This is a genomic window from Leyella stercorea DSM 18206 (assembly GCF_000235885.1).
Taxonomy (GTDB): domain Bacteria; phylum Bacteroidota; class Bacteroidia; order Bacteroidales; family Bacteroidaceae; genus Prevotella; species Prevotella stercorea.
In genome coordinates, this window is record NZ_JH379471.1 from 1 (window position 1) to 19109 (window position 19109).

21 protein-coding genes are annotated in these 19109 nt (G+C 51.4%); 13 read left to right on the forward strand and 8 right to left on the reverse strand.

All coding sequences use genetic code 11. The features are described 5' to 3' along the window. Positions 1 to 141: 141 nt before the first annotated feature. Together HMPREF0673_RS12095 and HMPREF0673_RS12100 are read left to right on the forward strand one after the other, a co-directional pair. The gene (locus HMPREF0673_RS12095; protein WP_007902975.1) at positions 142 to 633 is read left to right on the forward strand and encodes a DUF4494 domain-containing protein; all 492 of its coding nucleotides are present in this window, start codon (positions 142 to 144) and stop codon (positions 631 to 633) included. A 178-nt stretch (positions 634 to 811) separates the two neighbouring features. Continuing rightward, positions 812 to 1480, forward strand: a complete 669-nt coding sequence (locus HMPREF0673_RS12100) for a YggS family pyridoxal phosphate-dependent enzyme (protein ID WP_007902977.1) — start codon at positions 812 to 814, stop codon at positions 1478 to 1480. Positions 1481 to 1647: 167 nt separating this feature from the next. Here HMPREF0673_RS12100 and HMPREF0673_RS12105 read toward each other — a convergent pair whose 3' ends face one another. Then, positions 1648 to 2442, reverse strand: a complete 795-nt coding sequence (locus HMPREF0673_RS12105) for an EFR1 family ferrodoxin (protein ID WP_007902983.1) — start codon at positions 2440 to 2442, stop codon at positions 1648 to 1650. 89 nt (positions 2443 to 2531) lie between these two features. After that, the gene (locus tag HMPREF0673_RS12110) at positions 2532 to 2927 is read right to left on the reverse strand and encodes a DUF1573 domain-containing protein (RefSeq protein ID WP_007902984.1); all 396 of its coding nucleotides are present in this window, start codon (positions 2925 to 2927) and stop codon (positions 2532 to 2534) included. A gap of 186 nt (positions 2928 to 3113) precedes the next feature. Between HMPREF0673_RS12110 and HMPREF0673_RS12115 the strand changes: the two genes are divergently transcribed. Genes HMPREF0673_RS12115 through HMPREF0673_RS12125 form a run of 3 tightly spaced genes read left to right on the forward strand, consistent with a single transcriptional unit; the run spans position 3114 to position 6365 of the window. Further along, positions 3114 to 3449 carry a hypothetical protein gene (locus tag HMPREF0673_RS12115; RefSeq protein ID WP_022429452.1) on the forward strand — a complete coding sequence of 112 codons (336 nt, stop codon included), beginning with the start codon at positions 3114 to 3116 and terminating at the stop codon, positions 3447 to 3449. Positions 3450 to 3488: 39 nt separating this feature from the next. Continuing rightward, entirely contained in the window at positions 3489 to 5471 is a 1983-nt protein-coding gene (locus tag HMPREF0673_RS12120) for a YgiQ family radical SAM protein (protein WP_007902989.1), read from the forward strand. Between the two features lie 36 nt (positions 5472 to 5507). Beyond that, positions 5508 to 6365: a FimB/Mfa2 family fimbrial subunit gene (locus tag HMPREF0673_RS12125; RefSeq protein ID WP_007902991.1), complete on the forward strand. Its 858-nt coding sequence runs from the start codon at positions 5508 to 5510 to the stop codon at positions 6363 to 6365. A gap of 14 nt (positions 6366 to 6379) precedes the next feature. On the opposite strand, the gene HMPREF0673_RS12130 is transcribed toward HMPREF0673_RS12125, so the two are convergent. From HMPREF0673_RS12130 to HMPREF0673_RS12150, 5 genes are all read right to left on the reverse strand, one after another. Further along, complete coding sequence (locus HMPREF0673_RS12130; protein WP_007902993.1) at positions 6380 to 6853, reverse strand: hypothetical protein; 474 nt, start codon at positions 6851 to 6853, stop codon at positions 6380 to 6382. A 52-nt stretch (positions 6854 to 6905) separates the two neighbouring features. After that, positions 6906 to 7475, reverse strand: a complete 570-nt coding sequence (ruvC, locus tag HMPREF0673_RS14405) for a crossover junction endodeoxyribonuclease RuvC (RefSeq protein WP_007902997.1) — start codon at positions 7473 to 7475, stop codon at positions 6906 to 6908. Continuing rightward, a complete protein-coding gene (locus HMPREF0673_RS14410; protein ID WP_007903002.1) occupies positions 7476 to 8117 on the reverse strand; it encodes an MBL fold metallo-hydrolase in 642 nt (213 codons plus the stop codon). It lies immediately after the preceding gene. 190 nt (positions 8118 to 8307) lie between these two features. Further along, a complete protein-coding gene (rsmG, locus tag HMPREF0673_RS12145) occupies positions 8308 to 8931 on the reverse strand; it encodes a 16S rRNA (guanine(527)-N(7))-methyltransferase RsmG (RefSeq protein WP_007903004.1) in 624 nt (207 codons plus the stop codon). 40 nt (positions 8932 to 8971) lie between these two features. After that, the gene (locus HMPREF0673_RS12150; protein WP_007903007.1) at positions 8972 to 9208 is read right to left on the reverse strand and encodes a hypothetical protein; all 237 of its coding nucleotides are present in this window, start codon (positions 9206 to 9208) and stop codon (positions 8972 to 8974) included. Between the two features lie 139 nt (positions 9209 to 9347). Here HMPREF0673_RS12150 and HMPREF0673_RS12155 point away from each other — a divergent pair, with 139 nt between their 5' ends. Beyond that, positions 9348 to 10565 (forward strand): porin, encoded by a 1218-nt coding sequence (locus tag HMPREF0673_RS12155; protein WP_007903010.1) that lies wholly within the window; start codon positions 9348 to 9350, stop codon positions 10563 to 10565. A 173-nt stretch (positions 10566 to 10738) separates the two neighbouring features. On the opposite strand, the gene hrpB is transcribed toward HMPREF0673_RS12155, so the two are convergent. After that, a complete protein-coding gene (gene hrpB, locus HMPREF0673_RS12160; protein ID WP_007903013.1) occupies positions 10739 to 13294 on the reverse strand; it encodes an ATP-dependent helicase HrpB in 2556 nt (851 codons plus the stop codon). 193 nt (positions 13295 to 13487) lie between these two features. Here hrpB and HMPREF0673_RS12165 point away from each other — a divergent pair, with 193 nt between their 5' ends. From HMPREF0673_RS12165 to HMPREF0673_RS12195, 7 genes are all read left to right on the forward strand, one after another. Continuing rightward, a complete protein-coding gene (locus tag HMPREF0673_RS12165; protein ID WP_007903015.1) occupies positions 13488 to 14108 on the forward strand; it encodes an ATP-binding cassette domain-containing protein in 621 nt (206 codons plus the stop codon). A 17-nt stretch (positions 14109 to 14125) separates the two neighbouring features. Next, positions 14126 to 14899: an ABC transporter permease gene (locus tag HMPREF0673_RS12170; RefSeq protein ID WP_007903017.1), complete on the forward strand. Its 774-nt coding sequence runs from the start codon at positions 14126 to 14128 to the stop codon at positions 14897 to 14899. A 21-nt stretch (positions 14900 to 14920) separates the two neighbouring features. Then, positions 14921 to 15664: an HAD family hydrolase gene (locus HMPREF0673_RS12175; RefSeq protein WP_007903022.1), complete on the forward strand. Its 744-nt coding sequence runs from the start codon at positions 14921 to 14923 to the stop codon at positions 15662 to 15664. Between the two features lie 14 nt (positions 15665 to 15678). Continuing rightward, positions 15679 to 16578 (forward strand): DNA/RNA non-specific endonuclease, encoded by a 900-nt coding sequence (locus HMPREF0673_RS12180; protein ID WP_172633667.1) that lies wholly within the window; start codon positions 15679 to 15681, stop codon positions 16576 to 16578. 18 nt (positions 16579 to 16596) lie between these two features. Then, a complete protein-coding gene (gene greA / locus HMPREF0673_RS12185; protein ID WP_007903025.1) occupies positions 16597 to 17061 on the forward strand; it encodes a transcription elongation factor GreA in 465 nt (154 codons plus the stop codon). Between the two features lie 234 nt (positions 17062 to 17295). Next, positions 17296 to 18090 carry a Nif3-like dinuclear metal center hexameric protein gene (locus HMPREF0673_RS12190; RefSeq protein WP_083825722.1) on the forward strand — a complete coding sequence of 265 codons (795 nt, stop codon included), beginning with the start codon at positions 17296 to 17298 and terminating at the stop codon, positions 18088 to 18090. Between the two features lie 13 nt (positions 18091 to 18103). Beyond that, positions 18104 to 18952: a zinc ribbon domain-containing protein gene (locus tag HMPREF0673_RS12195; protein WP_007903027.1), complete on the forward strand. Its 849-nt coding sequence runs from the start codon at positions 18104 to 18106 to the stop codon at positions 18950 to 18952. Positions 18953 to 19109: the final 157 nt, after the last annotated feature.

Genomic DNA, 19109 nt, shown 5'->3' on the forward strand with positions numbered 1-19109 from the left:
TTGTTAAAAACACAACAATATTATTTGATCCGATTGATTGAGATTAAAAAATATTATTTATCGGGTGTGTTTATTCCGTATCTCAGAATTAATTGTTACTTTTGTCGTTCGTAATTAAGGAAACAAATAAATATAATAGTAATGAGATCAAGAACAGCAAATTGGTTTGAAACCACAGTGCGCTACGACCGTCAGACAGAAGATGGTGGACAGAAGAAGGTAAGCGAAGTGTATGTAGTAGATGCTTTGAGCTTCGGCGAGGCTGAAGAGGTTATCACGAAGGAGATGGAGGCGTTCGTAACGGGCGAGTTCGAGGTGAAGAACATCACTCCGGCTGCTTATGGTGAGATATTCTTCAGCGATTCGGACACCGACGACCGCTGGTACAAGGCGAAGCTTTCGTTCATCACTATCGACGAGAAGACTGCTAAGGAGAAGCGTACTGCTGTAAACTTCCTCGTTCAGGCTGCTACATTCAACGCTGCGGTTAAGAACATTGAGGAGTCTATGGGCAAGACTGCTATCGACTATATCATCGCGAACATCTCTGAAACAAAGATTATGGACGTGTTTGAGCACAACGCGCCTGTAAAGAAAGAAGAGAAGAACGATAAGCCCGAGTTTGAGGGTTAAAGCTTAAGGCGAATAGTAGGAGCCTACGGCATTCTTGCCGTAGGCACTGCAACCCATAATTCTATGGTATCCTTGCCGTAGGCATCGCAAGTATGCACTATAGATGGCAATGGCTACGGCAGGAAAGCCGTAGCCTCCTACGAAAAGACTAACAATTAACAATAAAACTCCGTAAGGTATGAGCATTGCAAACAGACTTCGTGAGGTGACGGACAGCCTCCCTCAAGGCGTACGACTTGTGGCTGTCAGTAAGTTTCATCCTGCCGAGTACGTCAAGGAGGCGTATGATGCCGGACAGCGTGTGTTTGGCGAGAGTCGTGAGCAGGAGTTGTCGCGTAAGGTGGAGGTGCTGCCGAAGGATATAGAGTGGCACTTCATTGGTCATCTGCAGACCAACAAGGTGAAGTACATCGCGCCTTACATCTCGATGATTGACGCTGTCGACTCGCTGAAGTTGCTCCGCGAGATAAACAAGCAGGCAGCTGCGCATGGACGCACGATAAAGGTTCTGTTGGAGTTGCACATCGCTGAGGAGGAGACCAAGTACGGACTGTCGCTCGACGCGTGTCGCGAGCTGCTTGAGGGTGGCGAGTGGCGTGCGCTGCAGAACGTGCAGATATGCGGACTGATGATGATGGCATCGCACGTGGATGACGAAAGTGTCATACGCAAGGAGTTCATGCTTGCCGCCGACTTCTTCGACGAGGTGAAGGCGCGCTACTTTGCAGACGATGATGCTTTCTGCGAGCGTTCGTGGGGCATGAGCCACGACTACCACATTGCTGCCGAGTGTCGCTCTACGATGGTGCGTGTCGGTACGTATATCTTCGGAGAAAGAAACTACTGATAGCATCCGCATCGACCGTTACGAGTATCCGCGTCGGTCGATGCGAATGATAAATCTTTAACTTTTTACCTTTTACTTTTTTACTCTTTTACCTTTAAAGATATGCTTTTGTGGTGGCGTGGTATGGGCAAGATGCCCATACCTCCTACTTTTTACTCTTTTACTTTTTACTCTTTTACTTTTTCAAAGTAGTATTGTCCTTTTCCTTTTGTTCTTCCGCCGTACTCGATGGCTCGGGTGGGGCAGTGGTGATAGCAAGCGAAGCACGATAGGCACTTGCCGTTGTGTAGCCATACTGGGTGTCTGTTCTCGTCCATTGCCATGTCGTTGACGGGGCAGTTGTTGACGCACAGACCACAACTGATGCAACGGTTGGGGTCTACGCGGAACGGGGTGTCTTTGATAATCCAACGGATGAACACATCGCCGATGAGTCGGCTGTTGATGCGTGGCCAGTTGCCGATGAGGATGTCGCGTATGCCGTGGCGTCGTTGGCGTATGTCGTCGATGAACTTTGAGAGTTTCTCGTCGGCTTCGCGCTTCTTTTTGGCTTCTTTTTCGGGTTTATCCACGTCCATGAATGGCAGTCCGACGTACGACTCGGGCATGATGAGCGATATTGCACTGTGCACCTTGATGCCCACTTCCGCCAAGTCTTTTTCCAGAATGTCGACAGCCTCGCCCACGTTGTCGCCAGCCGTGCATACGACGTAGCAGTAGCTGCCAGCTTGATTGATGCGTAGGCGGCGCACGAACTCCTTCACTATCAGTGGTGGTCGCCAACCGTGTACGGGGAAGAAGAATCCCATGGGCTCGTCGTCCTTCAGTTCGTAGCTGAATGTGCTGTCGCTATCGGCGTGCTTCAGTGTGGCTGCTATGTCTATGAGTTGGTCGTCGAGGGCAGCGGCAGTCTTGCTCGCAGCCCACTTCGTGTTGCCGGTTCCTGAGAAGTAGAATATCATAAGTGTATGTATTGAAATAAAAAAGGTGGGGAGCAAACGTCTGTCAGTTTCTCTCCCCACCCAGTATGGTTTGTAATGATTGTTTTTGCTTATTTCTTAGTCTCGCTCATAACGCCCTCAATGTAGAGGCGTGTGAGCTCTGTTACACCATTGGTGCGCACAGTGATGGTCTTTTTGAAGTGACCAGGGAATGCGCCAGTGCCGTTGTATGTCACCTTTATCTCGCCCTTCTCGCCTGGCTTGATAGGAGCCTTTGTGTATGAAGGTATGGTGCATCCGCAGCTTGCTACAGCCTGATTAATGATAAGCGGTGCTGTGCCAGTGTTTGTGAAGGTGAACACGCACTTCTGAGTTGGCTCATCTTCTGAGAATGTGCCGAAATTGTGAACCACTTTGTCGAACTTGATCGAAGCCTGATTCTCCTGAGCCATGGCGAAGCATACGCTAAGCATGAGCATGAATGACATTATAAAAAATTTCTTCATAGTCTTTTATATTATGTTGCAAAAGTACTAAAACTATTATATGTGGAACTATAATGGGCGTTATTTTTGACATTAATTAAACCTATTTAGGTTATATCGTGCATTAGGCAGATAAAAAAACAAATTGTTTTGGTCATGTCGTCCGTTTTATTTAATTTTGTAATAATAACCAAAAAACGAATTGCCATGTATAAAATCCAAGCTAACGCCTCAGGCACAAGAAGTATAGAGATAAGTGACGAACATCTGCAAACAATAAGTAAATACTCTTTGTTTGATGGTCTGGTAGACAGCAATGGCTTTGTAGATGAGCCAGTGCTTGACAAATTGAAGTTCCACGTGCGCTCGTTGCTCGAGAACACTGTTGAGAACGATAAGGCTCTGCTCGATCTTTGCCTTGACGTGATTTACAATAACAATATGAAGGCTCTCGGACTGCAGAACCTCATCGCGCTTTATCGCGAGTGGGCTCCGTCTCACGTTGAGGAGAATGCAGAAGCCCAACCGACTGATGGCGAGTAAGTAATCAGTCTGGTTATTTAATAACGAAAAGAATATACAATGAAAGAATACCGTCTTACCGACTGGTTGCCTACAACAAAGAAAGAAATCGAACTGCGTGGATGGGATTCCGTCGACGTCATTCTCTTCTCTGCCGATGCCTATGTGGATCATCCCTCGTTTGGCGCGGCAGTGATTGGTCGTACACTTGAGGCTGCGGGCTACACCGTGGCTATCGTGCCACAGCCCGACTGGCATGGCGACTTCCGCGACTTCAAGAAGCTGGGTCGTCCTAATCTGTTCTTCGGTATAGCACCGGGCTGCATGGACTCGATGGTGAACAAATACACAGCTGGCAAACGTCTACGTTCGGAAGATGCTTATAGTCCGGACGGTCGTCACGACTGTCGTCCGGAGTATCCTACCATTGTATATACAAAGATTTTGAAGCAACTATTCCCCGATGTGCCCGTCGTATTGGGCGGCATCGAGGCTTCGTTGCGCCGTCTGACGCACTACGACTACTGGAAGGATTCGCTGCAGAAGTGCATACTCTGCGACTCGGGTGCTGACATGATAATCTACGGCATGGGCGAGAAACCTATTGTAGAACTCTGTCGCAACCTCGCCGAGGGCTTGCCTATAAGCGCAGTGCACGACATTCCGCAGACCGTTTACCTCTGCCGTGAGAAGGAGATACCCAACGGCATTGGCGACGACGACATCGTGCTGCACAGCCACGAGGAGTGTTTGCGCAACAAGAAGGCGCAAGCAGACAATTTCCGGCACATCGAAGAGGAGTCGAACAAGATGCACGCACAGCGACTACTGCAGGCAGTAGACAACAAGTATGCCGTTGTCAATCCGCCTTATCCGCCGATGACCTCTGACGAACTCGACCGCTCGTTCGACCTGCCTTACACCCGTCTGCCACATCCCAAGTACAAGGGCAAGCGCATACCGGCTTACGAGATGATTAAGTTCTCGGTCAATCTGCACCGCGGATGCTTCGGCGGTTGCGCCTTCTGCACAATCAGTGCGCATCAGGGCAAGTTTATAGCGTGCCGTTCTAAGCGTAGCATCGTGGAGGAGGTGAAGAAGGTGATAGAGATGCCCGACTTCAAGGGCTACCTCTCCGACCTCGGTGGTCCGTCGGCCAATATGTACGGTATGCACGGCAACAACCCAAAGGCGTGCGCCGTCTGCAAACGTCCGTCGTGTATCCATCCGCAGGTGTGCCCCAACCTCAACACCGACCACTCGAAGCTGCTCGAGATATATCACGCCGTCGACGCTCTGCCCGGCATAAAGAAGAGCTTCATCGGTAGCGGTGTGCGCTACGACCTGTTGCTGCATCGTAGCAAGGACGAGGCAATCAATGCCGTAGCACGCCAGTACACACGCGAACTAATCACCAAACACGTGAGCGGACGACTCAAAGTGGCACCCGAACACACGTCGGATGCGGTGCTCAAGCTCATGCGTAAGCCGTCGTTCAAGCTGTTCGGCGAGTTCAAGTGTATCTTCGACCGCATAAACCGTGAGGAGCATCTCAACCAGCAGATAATTCCTTACTTCATCAGTTCGCATCCGGGTTGTAGAGAAGAGGACATGGCTGAGCTCGCAGTGCTCACAAAGCAACTTGACTTCCATCTGGAGCAGGTGCAGGATTTCACACCGACACCAATGACCGTGAGCACGGAGACATGGTACACGGGCTATGATCCCTACACGCTGGAGCCGGTGTTCAGTGCAAAGACTCCGCGAGAGAAGCTCGCACAGCGTCAGTTCTTCTTCTGGTACAAACCGGAGGAACGCCGCGCCATCGAGCAGGAGCTACGCCGCATAGGTAGAGCAGATCTCATACAGAAACTATATGCTGGTGTGCCGGCTCCTAACTACGGACGCAACTTCGGCAACAACCGTCGCCCGGAGTTTGAACGTCGCGAGGGCAGAGACGAGATGGACACTCGCGATAGCCGTAAGGGGCGCAACAATCGTAACAATAAGAGCGGCTACAAGGGCAGAAAGCCGAAGTGGTAATCGCCTAAATGCAAATCTTTCAAACTACTACTATCTATGAATATCAAGACTATTTGTGTGCACATTGCCCTTGCTGCCCTTGTGTTTGTTGGTGCTTCATGCGAGAAACAATTCGTAGAAAGCACCAACGAAGGTGGCGATGTGGTGGTTGATAACAAAGACGACAATGGAAATAAACTACCTACACTCAACGTGAAGTTTAATGTGCTCGGTGTAGAATCGGCGCAGAATGGCACTGCTTCGCTGAAAAGCAAGTGTAAGCGGTTGAGTTTCTCGGTGTTCGATGCAGGAGGAGAGCGTCTGAATTATCGCACAATCACTCAACTCAGCAGCGATGAGGATTTTGGAAAAGTGTCGCTTGCCATACCCAAAGGCAAGTATTCGTTTGTATTTGTTGCGGAGAACGGCAATGCCGCACCTACAATATCGGAGCCAAATACCGTAACGTTCAAGAAGAACAAACTTACCGATACCTATTGTTATTATGGCGAATTAGACATAAAAGGTAAGGCTTCTCACGACATCACCTTGAAACATTGTATAGCCAAGTTGCGTGTGACGCTTAGCGACGTTACACCGCAAGAGATAGACACTCTATCGTTTTACTACACAGGCGGTAGCAGTACGCTCGACCCCACAACGGGATACGGCAAGGTGAGTTCGCGTCAGACGGAGTCACATGCCGTGGAAAGGCTTGCATACAGAGGTAAATCAACATACGAACTCTACACCTTTCCACATGCCGATGCGCGAAAGCTAAAGCTGAGAATAACGGCAAAGTCGGGCGAACGAATGCTATACACGCGTGCAATCGATGATATAGCGGTGGAGAGTGACGATGTGACGGACTGTTCGCTCAGTTTCTTTGGCGAACATCCTGAAGTGGGACGATAAAAAAAGTGCAAAGCTTATTTGCTTTGCGCCTCTGCCAATGCTTTTGGCCAGTCTGTATCAAGAGAGAACTGTGTTATAAAGTTCTCGTTGTCCACATAACTGTATATCACTTCCTTGTCAACGTCGTTGAAGAGTGAGTTGTTGATAGTAGCTGTGCGGAACACCGCTTTCAGCATATCCTTGTCTTTGTTCTTTTTTAAAGTGCTGAGTTTGCTTACGAAGAGGTTCACAAATTCAATCATAGCATTTGTCTGCACACCCAATTCGTACTCGCTGAAGAGAGGTTCTTGGCTCGCTTTGTCGATGAGATAGTAGATAGCATCGTATTTGAACGTAGCTATCTTGCGTGCCTCCAAATTGTTTTTCGTGTCGTTGGCAAATGCTTTTGCCTCCTTTTCAATTCTTCTCACCTCGTCGTATATCTCCTGAGCCGATGTGCTCAGTACCGACATACATACAAGTGCCAATATTATAAACAACTTTTTCATACGTTCTTGTTTTTCTTTACAGATATAAAGCTGCTACAGTAGTGTGTGTCGCTTAGTGTCCGATGCGGCTCACCTTATCTTGGTTTTTGTTTATGAAGTCCTTCCAACCGCTATAGTGAGTGTCGCTTACAGGGTTGCCTTGCTGCATGAAGTGGCAGTAAGCCACGCCAAGAGCGTCGGTGGCATCCATCAGTTTCGGCATCTCGTCAGCTTCGATGCGCAGCAGGCGTTGCAGCATGGCTGCCACCTGCTCCTTCGAAGCCTGACCTTGCCCCGTGATAGCCATCTTTATCTTCATCGGTGCATACTCGTGTACGGGTACGCTGTGTCCCACAGCAGCTGCTATGGCTACGCCTTGCGATCGTCCGAGCTTGAGCATCGACTGCACGTTCTTGCCGAAGAACGGAGCCTCGATAGCCATCTCGTCGGGCAGGAAGCGGTCGATTATCGCCGTCACCTGCTCGTGTATCTTGCCAAGACGCAGGTAAGGGTCGTGGTCTTTGCGCATGTCTATCACGCCCATGTGCAGCATCTCTGCCTTGTTGCCCACGGCTCGCAGCACACCATATCCCATCACGTTCGTACCTGGGTCGATGCCGAGAATTATTTTTTCTGCTTTCATCTATCGGTCCAAGTACGGGTTGTGCGCCAGCTCATATCCCATTGTGGTCTTCGGTCCGTGTCCAGGCAGCAGCGTGATGTCGTCGGGGAACTGCACGAACATGCGCAGGCTCTGTATAATCATCAGCATACTTCCACCCTCGAAGTCGGTTCTGCCGATAGAGCCGCGGAAGAGAGTGTCGCCGGTGAACGCCACGCGCTCGTCTTTGATGTAAAGCACTACGCTGCCCATAGAGTGTCCCGGTGTTTCTATCACTTCAATGTCGTGCGAGCCGAACTTGAGGTGGGCACCTGCTGTGAACGGTTTGATGTCCGAAGCGATAGGCTCTGTGAGAGCTATGCCGAAGAGCGCAGCCTGCTTGTCGGCAGCGCGAACGTAAGCCTCGTCAGATGCATCGAGCTCCAACGGCAAGCCGTAGGTGCTGGTGATGAAGGCATCGCCGAAGTTATGGTCGAGGTGTCCGTGCGTAGCAATGAGATGTACTGGACGCAGCTCGTTCTCGTTGATGTATTTCTCGATGGCGAGTTTCTCTGCCTCGGTGTATGCACCACAGTCGATGATGACGCACTCCTTGGTCTCGTCGCTAACAACATAGCAGTTCTCCTGCAGCATGTTGCATGTGAATGTTTCTATCTTGAGCATTTCTTCTTTTCTTTTTGTAGGTCTCTTTATGGTGGTGTTTAAGCCTAACTAAGTATTTCTAAGCCTCTTTAAGCCTTGCCTCTTTATTTTAGTGGCTTTGGGGAGACTGCGTGGTATGGGCAAGATGCCCATACCTCCTATATTTTACCTTTTTACTTTTTTACTTTTTTACTCTTTTACCTTTTTACTTTTACAGGGGTAGGTAGATGAGATACTTCTCCTTGAACCACTCCTCTTTGAACATATCGTGTATTTCGGTGAGGCTCACGATGTTCTTGAACGGCTTTGTTTCAGCCTGCAGGTCGCCACCTTTAAGACAGATGAGTCCGTTAGGCAGCGAGTTGTGCTGGTTCTTGCGGTTCACGTTCTTCTTTATAATCTTCACGAGGTCGGGTAGGGGCATCACGGCGCGGCTCACCACGAAGTCGTACTGCGCCTTCTCCTCTTCGCCCGAAAGCTGTTCAGCCACTACGTTCTTCAGTCCGATAGCCTGCGCCACCTCGTTCACCACACGAATCTTTTTGCCCGTGCGGTCGATGAGCTTGAACTGGCTGTCGGGGAACATGATTGCGAGTGGTATGCCCGGAAAGCCGCCACCCGTACCGAGGTCGAGCACCTTTGTGCCTTCGCGGAAGCGTATCTCGTGAGCTATGGCAAGCGAGTGGAGCACGTGGTGCTCGTAGAAGTTGTCCATGTCCTTGCGCGAGATGACATTAATCTTGCTGTTCCAGTCCTCGTAGAGAGCCTTCAGCGCAGCGAACTGTTCGCGCTGAGTGTCGCTGAGATTAGGGAAGTATTTCAGTATCAATTCCATTTTCTTATCGTTCGTTGTGTGATTGTTGTTGTTTTAAAGATTAGTGCATGGCACATCCCGATCGTTTTTCGCGGTCTTCTGCCTTCACCGCACCGGCGTGTTGCTGGCTGAATTCGCGGTTGATGTCCGCCAGTTCGCGTCTCCCGAAGATATAGTCGTCGTACATATCGTCCATGTCGATGCCTTCGCAGTCGCAGTTGCCGAATCCGCCGAGTGCTTCCTTCACAATCTGCATACGCTCGTCGACGGTAGTGTCCTTTATAAGTAAGCTCTTCATATTCTGTATTTACACAATTGATATTGTTTTTAAGAGTGTAAAATTACAGAAAAAAACTGAAACGAGCGATTGTTTTTTGCAAAAGAAAGGTTATTCAATAATTTTTTGTACTTTTGTATTACAATTAACTTAAACAACAATGAACAAATTCTTACTTGTAATATCGTCACTTTTTGTGTCTTTAAGTGCAGCAGCACAGGGTAATAACACGCTTATGGGTGGCAATGACGACGGTGTGCAGTCAATCGCCGAGCGTATAACCAAACTGGAGAAGAAGCACGATGCCTTCAATGTTTACGTCAACTTTGCCGGTTCGGTGAGGGCTGAGCACGACAGTCGCACCGACGAGTGGGACTCGAAGTTTGCCAACCGTCAGTTGCGTCTTGAGATCAAAGGCACCATCAACGACAAACTCTTCTATCGTCTGCGTCACCGACTAAATAAGTCGTCGGCAGGTCAGAGTCTTGACAACTTTGCTAAGGCTACTGACATTATGATGGTGGGTTACAACATCAACGACAAGTTCACTATCGCTGGCGGTAAGTTGGCGCAGTTGTGGGGCGGCTATGAGTTTGACGAGAACCCGATTTATGTCTACGAGTATTCGGACGTAGTGGGCAATATGGGCGACTTTATGACGGGTGTGATGGCAAGCTATCGTCCCACGCCCAATCATGAGATAGCTGTAGAGGTGAGCAATACGTATCAGGAGAAGTTTTCCGAACGATATGGCGAGACTCCCGTGATTGTGAATGGCAGCAAGGTGGCACCGTTGAAGAAGTCGAACGCCCCCTTTGTATATATCCTCAACTGGAACGGGTCGATGTTCGGCGGAGTGCTCAACACGCGCTGGTCGTGTGGAGTGCAGACACAGGCCAAGGGCAAGTACAGCAAGATGATAACCTTGGGACAGCAACTCAATCTGCCCAAGTTACAGTGCTACCTCGACTATATGGGTGCGTTCGACGACCTCGACCAGCTCGGCATCGCCACGTCAGAAGTGATGCCGTTGCTTAATGTCGCTGATGGTGAAACCGAGGTCAATCCCCACTTCGGCAAGGTGAAGTATCACACGCTAACAGCCAAGTCCGACTGGCAGTTCGCGCCATCGTGGAACCTTCAGTTGAAGGGCATATATGGCATCACTACCGTATGCAACAGCGAGCTGTTGCACAACTATCGTCGCAGCTATGGCTACGTGGGCACCTTGGAGTACTTTCCAGTGAAGAAGCAAGACTTCCGTGTGTTCCTTTCCTATGCAGGTCGCAAGTACAACTACACACGTCGCAGCACGCTCACCGATTACAACACCGACCGCTTGGAGTTGGGTATAATCTATCGCATAAAGGCTTATTAAAAAGCCTGTAGATTTAAGGTTTGGCGGATGTTTGCAGATACTACGCCTTGTATTTGTCTATATATAGGCATCCGCATCGACCGACGCAGACATCCGCATCGACCGACGCGTATGTATTAATCGTAACTTTTACTGTCTTATACAATGAACGTTTATCAATACGATATAAGCGTTCATTTTCTTTTTACGCCCCTCACTGCCTCCGCTTCCAGTGGATTTTCGGGCCAGTAGTGCTTCGGGTATCTGCGTCTTAGCTCCTTGCGCACTTCGAAGTAAGTGCCCTGCCAGAAGCTGGCAAGGTCTTGCGTCAGCTGCACGGGCTTGAAGCCCGGCGACAGAAGTTCCATAAGCACCGGTCGTTTGCCATCGTCAACACACGGCGTGCGCTCCATTCCGAAGCATTCTTGTAGGCGCACGCTCAGCACCGGTGCTTCGGCTCCAGTGCGGTAGTCGATGCGTATGTGCGACCCCGTAGGCACTTCGATGTGTGTCGGTGCCAGTCGGTCTACCTCCTGCTGTGCTTCGTATGGCAGGAGGTTCCATATTATCTCTGCAAGGTTAAGCTTTCTCAGTTCTTGAACGCTCGACTTCACGCGTCCTCCTTCTTCAAGATAGAACGGTAGCCAGTCGGCAGCTGTGCTCAGCAAGTGCTCGGTCGACACGTCGGGCAACGCCATTTCGGGGTGCCACGCAGCCACCTGCGCCACACGTCGCTGCACCTGCTCCACGGCTTTCTCGCTCCATGCCATCATCGTCAGTCCGTCCTTCTTCATCGCCTCGCACACTATGCTCTTCACTTGTTCTTTGTCGGCATCGTGTATTGGCTTCTCGCTGAGCATGAGTTTGCCTATGCGCTGTTCGCGCTGCATCACCACGCAGCCCTGCTTGGTGTCCCACGAAATGTTGTCAATCTCCTTTACGAACTCTGCGTTCAGATCCTCTGGGTCTATCGGTGCAGCGAGGAACACTCTGCCCGTAGCTCCAGGTGCACTATGGAGCGATGCTATGGCAAGCCACGAGTGAGCCGACTGCTGGTCGGTGGCATCCAACTGCACATTGGCACCACTTGCAAGGCGGTAGCTACCGATGCTGTTCGTGCTGTGTGCGATGCGCTCCGGATAGGCATGAGCCACGAGCAGTCCCACTTCCGTAGGTGCAGGGTCGCGGTTGTCCTCGTCGGTGTGTGCCATGCGACGGTATTCGGCTGCAATCTTCGCTATGCTCTGCCATCTGCCCATCTGACCCTTACGGCGTGTGGCGCGCAGGGCGGAGAGGCGCAGAGTAAGATCGGTGCCACCGGTCTCGGATAGTGGGTCTTTTTCTTCGAGCAGAGCGGCTATGTCGCAAGCTAAAGAGGTGGTGTTGTGGTGAGATGTTGAGGTGGTGAGATTGGTTGTTGCGAGAATCATTCTTGCGATACGTGGGTGGCAGGGTAGTGCTGCTATGCGCTTGCCGATAGGCGTTATATTGCCGTTCTCGTCGATAGCACCGAGCGACATGAGCAGTTCTTTCGCCTTGAACACACCGGCACGTGGCGGCATGGTGAGCCACGGAAGGGCTTCTGCGTCGCTCTCGCCGAAGGCAGCCGTGTCGAGCACCATCGGTGCGAGGTCGGCTTCCTCAATCTCCGGTTTGCGCTGCTCAGCCATCAGATGCTCCGACGCTTTCGTCCAAAGGCGGTAGCACACGCCCTTAGCCACGCGTCCGGCGCGTCCCATGCGCTGCGTAGCCATGTCCATGCTGATGCGCACGGTCTGAAGATGACTCAGTCCGGTGCGTGCGTCGAACACTACCTGTCGGCACAGACCTGCGTCAATCACTACGCGCACGCCTTCAATCGTGATGGATGTCTCGGCGATAGGCGTTGCTATCACAATCTTGCGCTCGCCAGGTGCAGACGGGGCGATGGCGCGACGCTGGTTCTCTGGCGAGAGGTTGCCGTAAAGGGGGTGTATGGTGAGATGGTGAGGTGTTGTGGTGGTGATGGGTTGAGAGTTGCTGAGAAGTTCAAAGCAACGTTCTATCTCTGCCTGTCCTGGCAGAAACACGAGTATGTCGCCTTCGTGTTTCTTGTACGCTTCGATCGTTGTTGAGGCTGCTACGGCGGCTATGTCGCGCGGGTCGGTGTCCTCGTCAGCGTAGTGCAGCTCTACGGGGAACATGCGTCCCTCGCTCTCTATTAGCGGAGCCTTCAAAGCTGCGCAGATACCGCAGGCGTCGATAGTCGCCGACATGATAACAATCTTCAGGTCGGGGCGTATTATCTGTTGTGCCTGGCGTGTTAGTGCGAGTGCAAGGTCGGAGTTGATGCTACGCTCGTGAAACTCGTCGAAGATGACGATGCTCACACCGTCGAGCGTTGCATCGTCTACGAGCATACGTGTGAGGATGCCTTCTGTCAGCACTTCGATACGTGTACGCTTCGACACCTTGCTCTCGAACCTCACTCTGTAGCCCACCGTCTCGCCCACCGTTTCGCCTAATATCTGCGCCATGCGCTCCGCAATCTGTCGCGCAGCCAGTCGGCGTGGCTCGAGCATGAGTATCTTCTCGCCCTCGCCGAGCGAGGAGAGGATGGTTAGAGGCAGCAATGTCGACTTGCCGGCGCCAGGCGGAGCCGTGATGACAAGTGAATGGTGCGTTTGCAGTGCGCTGTTCACGTCGTCAGCAATCAGCGAGGCAGGCAGCGAGGCGCACTTTTTTGTTATATCTTGTGTTGAAAATGTCATTCTTACTTTTGATTTGGTCTGCTATGAAAAAACGTTCTTTCTGCTAAAAAACGCATGATTATTAGGTTGCAAAATTAACTCTTCATTTTGACAACCACAAACTAATGCCGTTTTTTTAGTCCATTCGCTTCCTGTTTACAATTGTTTTCTGTACTTTTGTACTTTATAATGAAACTAAGAAAGCGAAACAACGATGATATTTGAATTTAAGAATGCTACGGCGGTGAAGGGTGGGGAGACACTTTTCAGTGATGTCTCGTTCGTGGCTCAGCCAGGTGATGCGGTTGCCGTAACGGGCAATACAGAGTCGCGCAAGGCTCTGCAGCTCGCTATGCTTGGTATGCGACCGCTTAAATCGGGGTGGGTGAGCATCGATGGAGAGCCCGTCACAGCCACTACGGGCACCTACTTCCGCCAGTTCATCGCCTATCAGCCCGACTCGCTCGACTTTGAGGGGCTCACCGTGCAGGAGGTGGCGAAGAGTCAGTTCGCCCTAAAAGTCAATGCCGACTATGCCTATTCGGCAAAGGCGGTGGCAGCTGAATTGATGCGCCTTGGCGTTGCTGACGACTGTATGCAGAAGGGCTTCGACGAGATGGAGGAGGCGGTGGCTCAGCGAGCGTCGCTTACGCTCGTTGGTATGTTCGAACGTCAGCTGTTGTTGCTCGACAACCCCACATCGCGACAGGACGAAGTAGGATGCCGACTCGTGGCTGACTATATCATGCAGAAGCGGTCGGAAGGCGTTGCGCTGATCGTAGCAACCGGCGATCAGACTCTGCTCGCTGTGTGCAATAAAAGGGTTAACTTATAAACCAAACAATTTAAGCTATGGTAAATCTTTGGATAGCATTGACACTCGGTGTCATTTTCATAATAATACCCATCGTAGTGATGGGAATGGCAGGCGTGAACATGGTGGGCAAGATGATGAAAGGTCTGTTCTCTATGGCACTGCGAGTGGGCATCATAGGCTCCATTGTCTATTGGCTCGTGCAGTGGGACAGCATCGCACTCGACATTGTGTTCGTCATCATCATGCTATTCTACTCGGCAATAGAGGTGAAAGTGAAGGCGCGTCTGCGCTCTACGTCGTATGTGCTTCCTGCTATAGCCGGACTCTTCGTCGGCACCATGCTTACGGGCGTGGGTATGTCGCTCGTCAACATCACCTCGTTAGGGGCTCTCAGTGCACGCTTCTTACTGCCTGTCTTTGCTATATTGCTCACAGGCACGCCTGATGTGTTGGCTCGCGCGTTGTCTATGTACTACGCCGGACTGCGTCATCACAACCAGTTCTACTATTATATGCTTGGCAACGGCGCTACGCATCACGAGGCGTTGGGCTATCTCACACGCCGTGCTGTGCAACAGGCAGTCACGCGTGGCATCAGTGCTATGGTAGGTGGCACGTCCGTGGGCGCAGGTGCGGTTATGATGTGGGCTATGATTATGGGCGGAATGACGGTAGTTGATGCGGTAGTGCTCTTCGTGCTACTGTTGTTCGGCGTGTTCTGCTCGTCGATTGTGGCTACGGTGGTGGCTGTGAAAGTGGCGCGTCGCTATTCGCTCGACGCTTATGGACGAATGAAAAACACGAAGTAAACGCTGAACGATAATTAGTAAATGATGAACAATACTGATTGCGCAACCCTGCACGAGAAACTGCAGGGCATACGCGCTATTGCTTTCGATGCCGACGATACGCTTTGGGAGTTGCAGAACCACTTCGAGGCGGTGGAACATGAGTACTGCCGTCTGCTTGCCCCGTGGGGAAGCAAGGAGGAGGTGTCAGCGGCTCTCTTCGCTACCGAGACAGCGAACATGGCTGACATGGGCTACGGCTGCAAGGCTTTCACAATCTCGCTTGTAGAGAATGCGGTGAGGGTGAGTCGTGGAACAGTAACTGGCGATATCATTGGCAGAATAGTGGAGTTGGGAAAGAGTCTGCTTCACATTGATGCCACACCGCTTGAAGGCGTTGAGCAGACTCTGCGCTATCTGCACGACCAGACTGATGAGCATGGCGCACGTCGATACCGCTTGGCTGTCTTCACCAAGGGCGAACTGCTCGACCAGGAGAACAAGCTGCGCCGTTCGGGACTTGCACCTTTCTTCGATGTGGTCAGCATCGTGAGCGACAAGACGGAGGAGGCTTATCATAATCTTTGCACCGAACTGCAGGTGTCGCCTGCTGAACTGCTTATGGTGGGCAACAGCTTCCGAAGCGACATCGCTCCTGCATTGCAGATTGGTGCCTACGCTGTTCATGTGCCTTTTCATACTATATGGGCGCACGAAAAGACAGAGGAGTATGAGCACGAACGGCTGTGGCGCGTGGAGAGTCTGAAGGAAATGTTGGGTTCATAATTCAAAAATCTAAAATGAATAAAATACGAACAATACTTGTTGCGTGCTGTCTTCTGCCAGTGTTCTGCTCTTGCGGCGAAGTGGCGAAGCGCATGGACGCAAAGCTTGCCGAGAGTAAGGCGGCTATAGGCATAGTTGAGAATACGACGGCTGACGGAGTGGGCGAGAGTAGCCTTTCTTCCGGCAGCAAGAAGTCGTCGGCAACCACTGCTGCGACTGCTGAGTACAAGGACTTGGAGGTTCCGGCGCGCCTAACATCGGTACCCGAACAGATACTGCACCGCACGGGCTACACCGTGTCGTACAACAGCAATCGCCGTGTGCCCAACTGGGTGGCGTGGTGCCTCACCGCGGAACGCCTTACGGGCAGCAGCAAGCGCAGCGATGCGAAGTTTCATGAGGACACCGATGTGCCAGAGCCGCGCGCTGTCGACTTCGACTATGTGCGTTCGGGCTACGACCGTGGTCATATGTGTCCGGCTGACGACAACAAATGGAGCGCGCAGGCTATGGACGAGTCGTTCCTCTTCACAAACATCTGTCCGCAGGCACCGCAACTGAACCGTGGCGACTGGAACGAGATGGAGCAAGCGTGCCGCAAGTGGGCTAAGCAGGACGGTGCGCTCTACATCGTGTGCGGTCCGATATTCTACAAGAACAGCAAGAAAACCATCGGCAAGAACCGTGTCTCGGTGCCCGATGCCTTCTTCAAGGTGGTGCTCTGTATGACGGGCGAACCGAAGGCTATCGGCTTTATATATAAGAATGGTGACGGCAACCGACCGAAGGGCGACTATGCCAACTCGGTTGACGAGGTGGAGCGCATCACGGGCATCGACTTCTTCCCTGCGCTGCCCGATGATATTGAAAACAAAGTGGAGGCAACGTGCAATCCCGACGACTGGAATATTTGATAAAACTCAAAACTTATAATGGAATATATGTCACAAGAGGGCTACGACAAGCTGGTAGCCGAACTACGCGAACTTGAACTCGTTGAACTGCCGCGTGTGCGCGATGCCATTGCAGAGGCACGCGACAAGGGCGATCTTAGCGAGAACTTCGAATATCATGCTGCCAAGCGCGAGCAGGGCAGACTGTTAGGACAGATACGCTTCAAGCAGAAGGTGCTTGAGAACGCACGTGTCATCGACCGCTCACGCCTGCAGGCTGACCGCGTCGGACTGCTCAGCCGCATCGAGCTTACGAATATCGCCAACAACCGCACCATGAAGTATATGGTGGTCAATCCGCATGAGGCGAACCTCACCGAGGGCAAGATATCAATCAAATCGCCTATAGCCCAGGCACTGCTCAACAAGCAGGCTGGCGACGTTGTGGAGGTGCGCGTGCCTGCCGGACTCGTCAAGCTGCGCATCGAGAGCGTACAGTTGTAACGGTAGGAGGCTACGGCATCCTTGCCGTAGTCACGCTGTTTTTTAAGTATAGCGGTTATGAAGGGTGCGTGGGTATGGCAGGATGCTGTGAAGGGTGCGTGGGTATGGCAGGATGCCATACCCTCCTATGTATGTCGTTAAAATATTCTAATTAAGAGGGTGCAGAGCTGTTGCTTTGCCAAAAAAATCGTAACTTTGTACCTCTAAATAGATATTCTATCGACATACATAAGGCTGAATAGCGTGAAAATAAAGGAAGTAATTGAAGCCCTTGAACGTTTCGCGCCTCTGCCCTTGCAGGAAAGTTGGGATAATGCTGGCTTGCAAGTTGGATTGACAGAGGCGGAAGTATCAGGGGCATTATTGTGTCTGGACGTTACTGAACGTATCGTCGACGAGGCTGCCCAGAAGGGCTGCAACCTCATAGTATCGCACCATCCGCTCATCTTCCGCAAGCTCTCTCGCCTCACCGGTGAGGACTATGTGCAGCGTTGCGTGATGAAGGCACTTGCGCAGGGCATCGTCATCCTCTCGCTCCATACCAACATGGACAATGCGAAGGGCGGTGTCAACTACAAGATAGCCGAGAAGATGGGCCTCGAGGACGTGCGCTTCATGAGTGCGAAGGAGATGAACGGCGTTGAGTACGGTTCGGGCGTTGTAGGCTGTTTTGCCGAACCGCTTGCTGCCGACGACTTCATCATCCTGCTCAAGCGTGTGTTCGGTGTAGAGTGTGTGCAGGCAAATGAGCTGTTGCGCCGCCCGATACGCACCGTGGCAATCTGCGGCGGCTCAGGTTCGTTCCTTCTCGACGACGCAGCGAATGCCGGCATCGATGCCTTCGTAACGGGCGAGATGCACTACCACGAGTATTTCGGACGCGAGCAGCAGATACAGATAGCGGTGATAGGCCACTATCAGAGCGAGCAGTTCACGAGCGAGATATTCCGCGAGATAATAGAAAACAGTTGTGAGGGCGTGAAGTGTTTCATCGCCGACACATGTACAAATCCGATAATGTATTTTTAAAATATCAAAGACTATGGCAAAAAAGGAATCAGAAATTTCAGTAGAGGAAAGACTGAAGACCCTCTACCAGCTTCAGACCACTCTCTCATCTATCGACGAGAAGCGCGCATTGCGCGGCGAGTTGCCTCTTGAGGTACAGGACCTTGAAGACGAGATTGCAGGCTTGAAGACACGTGTGGAGCACATCGAGGGCGACATCGTTAGCTTCCAGCAGGCTGTCGCTCAGAAGCAGGGCGAGATAGCAGAGGCTGAGGAGAGCGTAGAGCGCTACAAGAAGCAGCTTGACGAGGTGCGCAACAACCGCGAGTACGACACACTGACCAAGGAGATAGAGTTCCAGAGCCTTGAGATAGAGCTTTGCAACAAGAAGATTAAGGAGGCTAACGTAAAGGTTGAGGAAAAGAAGCGCGAGCTCGCTCACACCAACGACCTCATCGCCGACCGCCAGCAGGCACTCGTTGAGAAGAAGAATGAGCTTGACGAGATCATGCAGGAGACTCGTGAGGAGGAGGAAGTGTTGAAGGCTAAGGCTGCCGAGTTGGAAACAAAGATTGAGCCGCGTCTGCTCTCAAGCTTCCTGCGCATCCGCAAGAATGCACGCAACGGTCTCGGTATCGTCTACGTACAGCGCGACGCTTGCGGTGGTTGCTTCAATAAGATTCCGCCACAGCGCCAGCTCGACATCAAGATGCACAAGAAGATTATCGTGTGCGAGTACTGCGGTCGTATTATGATCGACCCTGAACTGGCAGGCGTTAAGACTGCTTCTGAAACTACAGAGGAGAAGCCGAAGCGCAAGCGTGCTACTACTCGCAAGACTGCTTCTAAGAAGTCGGAAGAGTCGGACGAGAAGCTCAGCTAACTATTGTATAAGAGGGCGTGTCAAAATTTCACGCATCCTATTGTCCTCCCACAGAATTCGCAGAATCCACAGAACTGATTGCTGAGTATATTCTCCCACAGATGTCACAGATCCACACAGATTGGCTAACCATAGCATCCTTATTTTCTGTGGATTC

Excerpts from the sequence above, each read along its gene's own strand:
- hrpB (WP_007903013.1), bottom strand. The coding sequence starts at position 13,294 with ATGACATTTTCAACACAAGATATAACAAAAAAGTGCGCCTCGCTGCCT.
- HMPREF0673_RS12170 (WP_007903017.1), top strand. The coding sequence starts at position 14,126 with ATGGTAAATCTTTGGATAGCATTGACACTCGGTGTCATTTTCATAATA.
- HMPREF0673_RS12195 (WP_007903027.1), top strand. The coding sequence starts at position 18,104 with ATGGCAAAAAAGGAATCAGAAATTTCAGTAGAGGAAAGACTGAAGACC.
- HMPREF0673_RS14410 (WP_007903002.1), bottom strand. The coding sequence starts at position 8,117 with ATGCTCAAGATAGAAACATTCACATGCAACATGCTGCAGGAGAACTGC.
- HMPREF0673_RS12110 (WP_007902984.1), bottom strand. The coding sequence starts at position 2,927 with ATGAAGAAATTTTTTATAATGTCATTCATGCTCATGCTTAGCGTATGC.
- HMPREF0673_RS12120 (WP_007902989.1), top strand. The coding sequence starts at position 3,489 with ATGAAAGAATACCGTCTTACCGACTGGTTGCCTACAACAAAGAAAGAA.
- HMPREF0673_RS12125 (WP_007902991.1), top strand. The coding sequence starts at position 5,508 with ATGAATATCAAGACTATTTGTGTGCACATTGCCCTTGCTGCCCTTGTG.
- HMPREF0673_RS12165 (WP_007903015.1), top strand. The coding sequence starts at position 13,488 with ATGATATTTGAATTTAAGAATGCTACGGCGGTGAAGGGTGGGGAGACA.
- ruvC (WP_007902997.1), bottom strand. The coding sequence starts at position 7,475 with ATGAAAGCAGAAAAAATAATTCTCGGCATCGACCCAGGTACGAACGTG.
- greA (WP_007903025.1), top strand. The coding sequence starts at position 16,597 with ATGGAATATATGTCACAAGAGGGCTACGACAAGCTGGTAGCCGAACTA.
- HMPREF0673_RS12100 (WP_007902977.1), top strand. The coding sequence starts at position 812 with ATGAGCATTGCAAACAGACTTCGTGAGGTGACGGACAGCCTCCCTCAA.
- HMPREF0673_RS12115 (WP_022429452.1), top strand. The coding sequence starts at position 3,114 with ATGTATAAAATCCAAGCTAACGCCTCAGGCACAAGAAGTATAGAGATA.
- HMPREF0673_RS12095 (WP_007902975.1), top strand. The coding sequence starts at position 142 with ATGAGATCAAGAACAGCAAATTGGTTTGAAACCACAGTGCGCTACGAC.
- HMPREF0673_RS12150 (WP_007903007.1), bottom strand. The coding sequence starts at position 9,208 with ATGAAGAGCTTACTTATAAAGGACACTACCGTCGACGAGCGTATGCAG.
- HMPREF0673_RS12180 (WP_172633667.1), top strand. The coding sequence starts at position 15,679 with ATGAATAAAATACGAACAATACTTGTTGCGTGCTGTCTTCTGCCAGTG.
- HMPREF0673_RS12175 (WP_007903022.1), top strand. The coding sequence starts at position 14,921 with ATGATGAACAATACTGATTGCGCAACCCTGCACGAGAAACTGCAGGGC.
- HMPREF0673_RS12155 (WP_007903010.1), top strand. The coding sequence starts at position 9,348 with ATGAACAAATTCTTACTTGTAATATCGTCACTTTTTGTGTCTTTAAGT.
- HMPREF0673_RS12105 (WP_007902983.1), bottom strand. The coding sequence starts at position 2,442 with ATGATATTCTACTTCTCAGGAACCGGCAACACGAAGTGGGCTGCGAGC.
- HMPREF0673_RS12130 (WP_007902993.1), bottom strand. The coding sequence starts at position 6,853 with ATGAAAAAGTTGTTTATAATATTGGCACTTGTATGTATGTCGGTACTG.
- rsmG (WP_007903004.1), bottom strand. The coding sequence starts at position 8,931 with ATGGAATTGATACTGAAATACTTCCCTAATCTCAGCGACACTCAGCGC.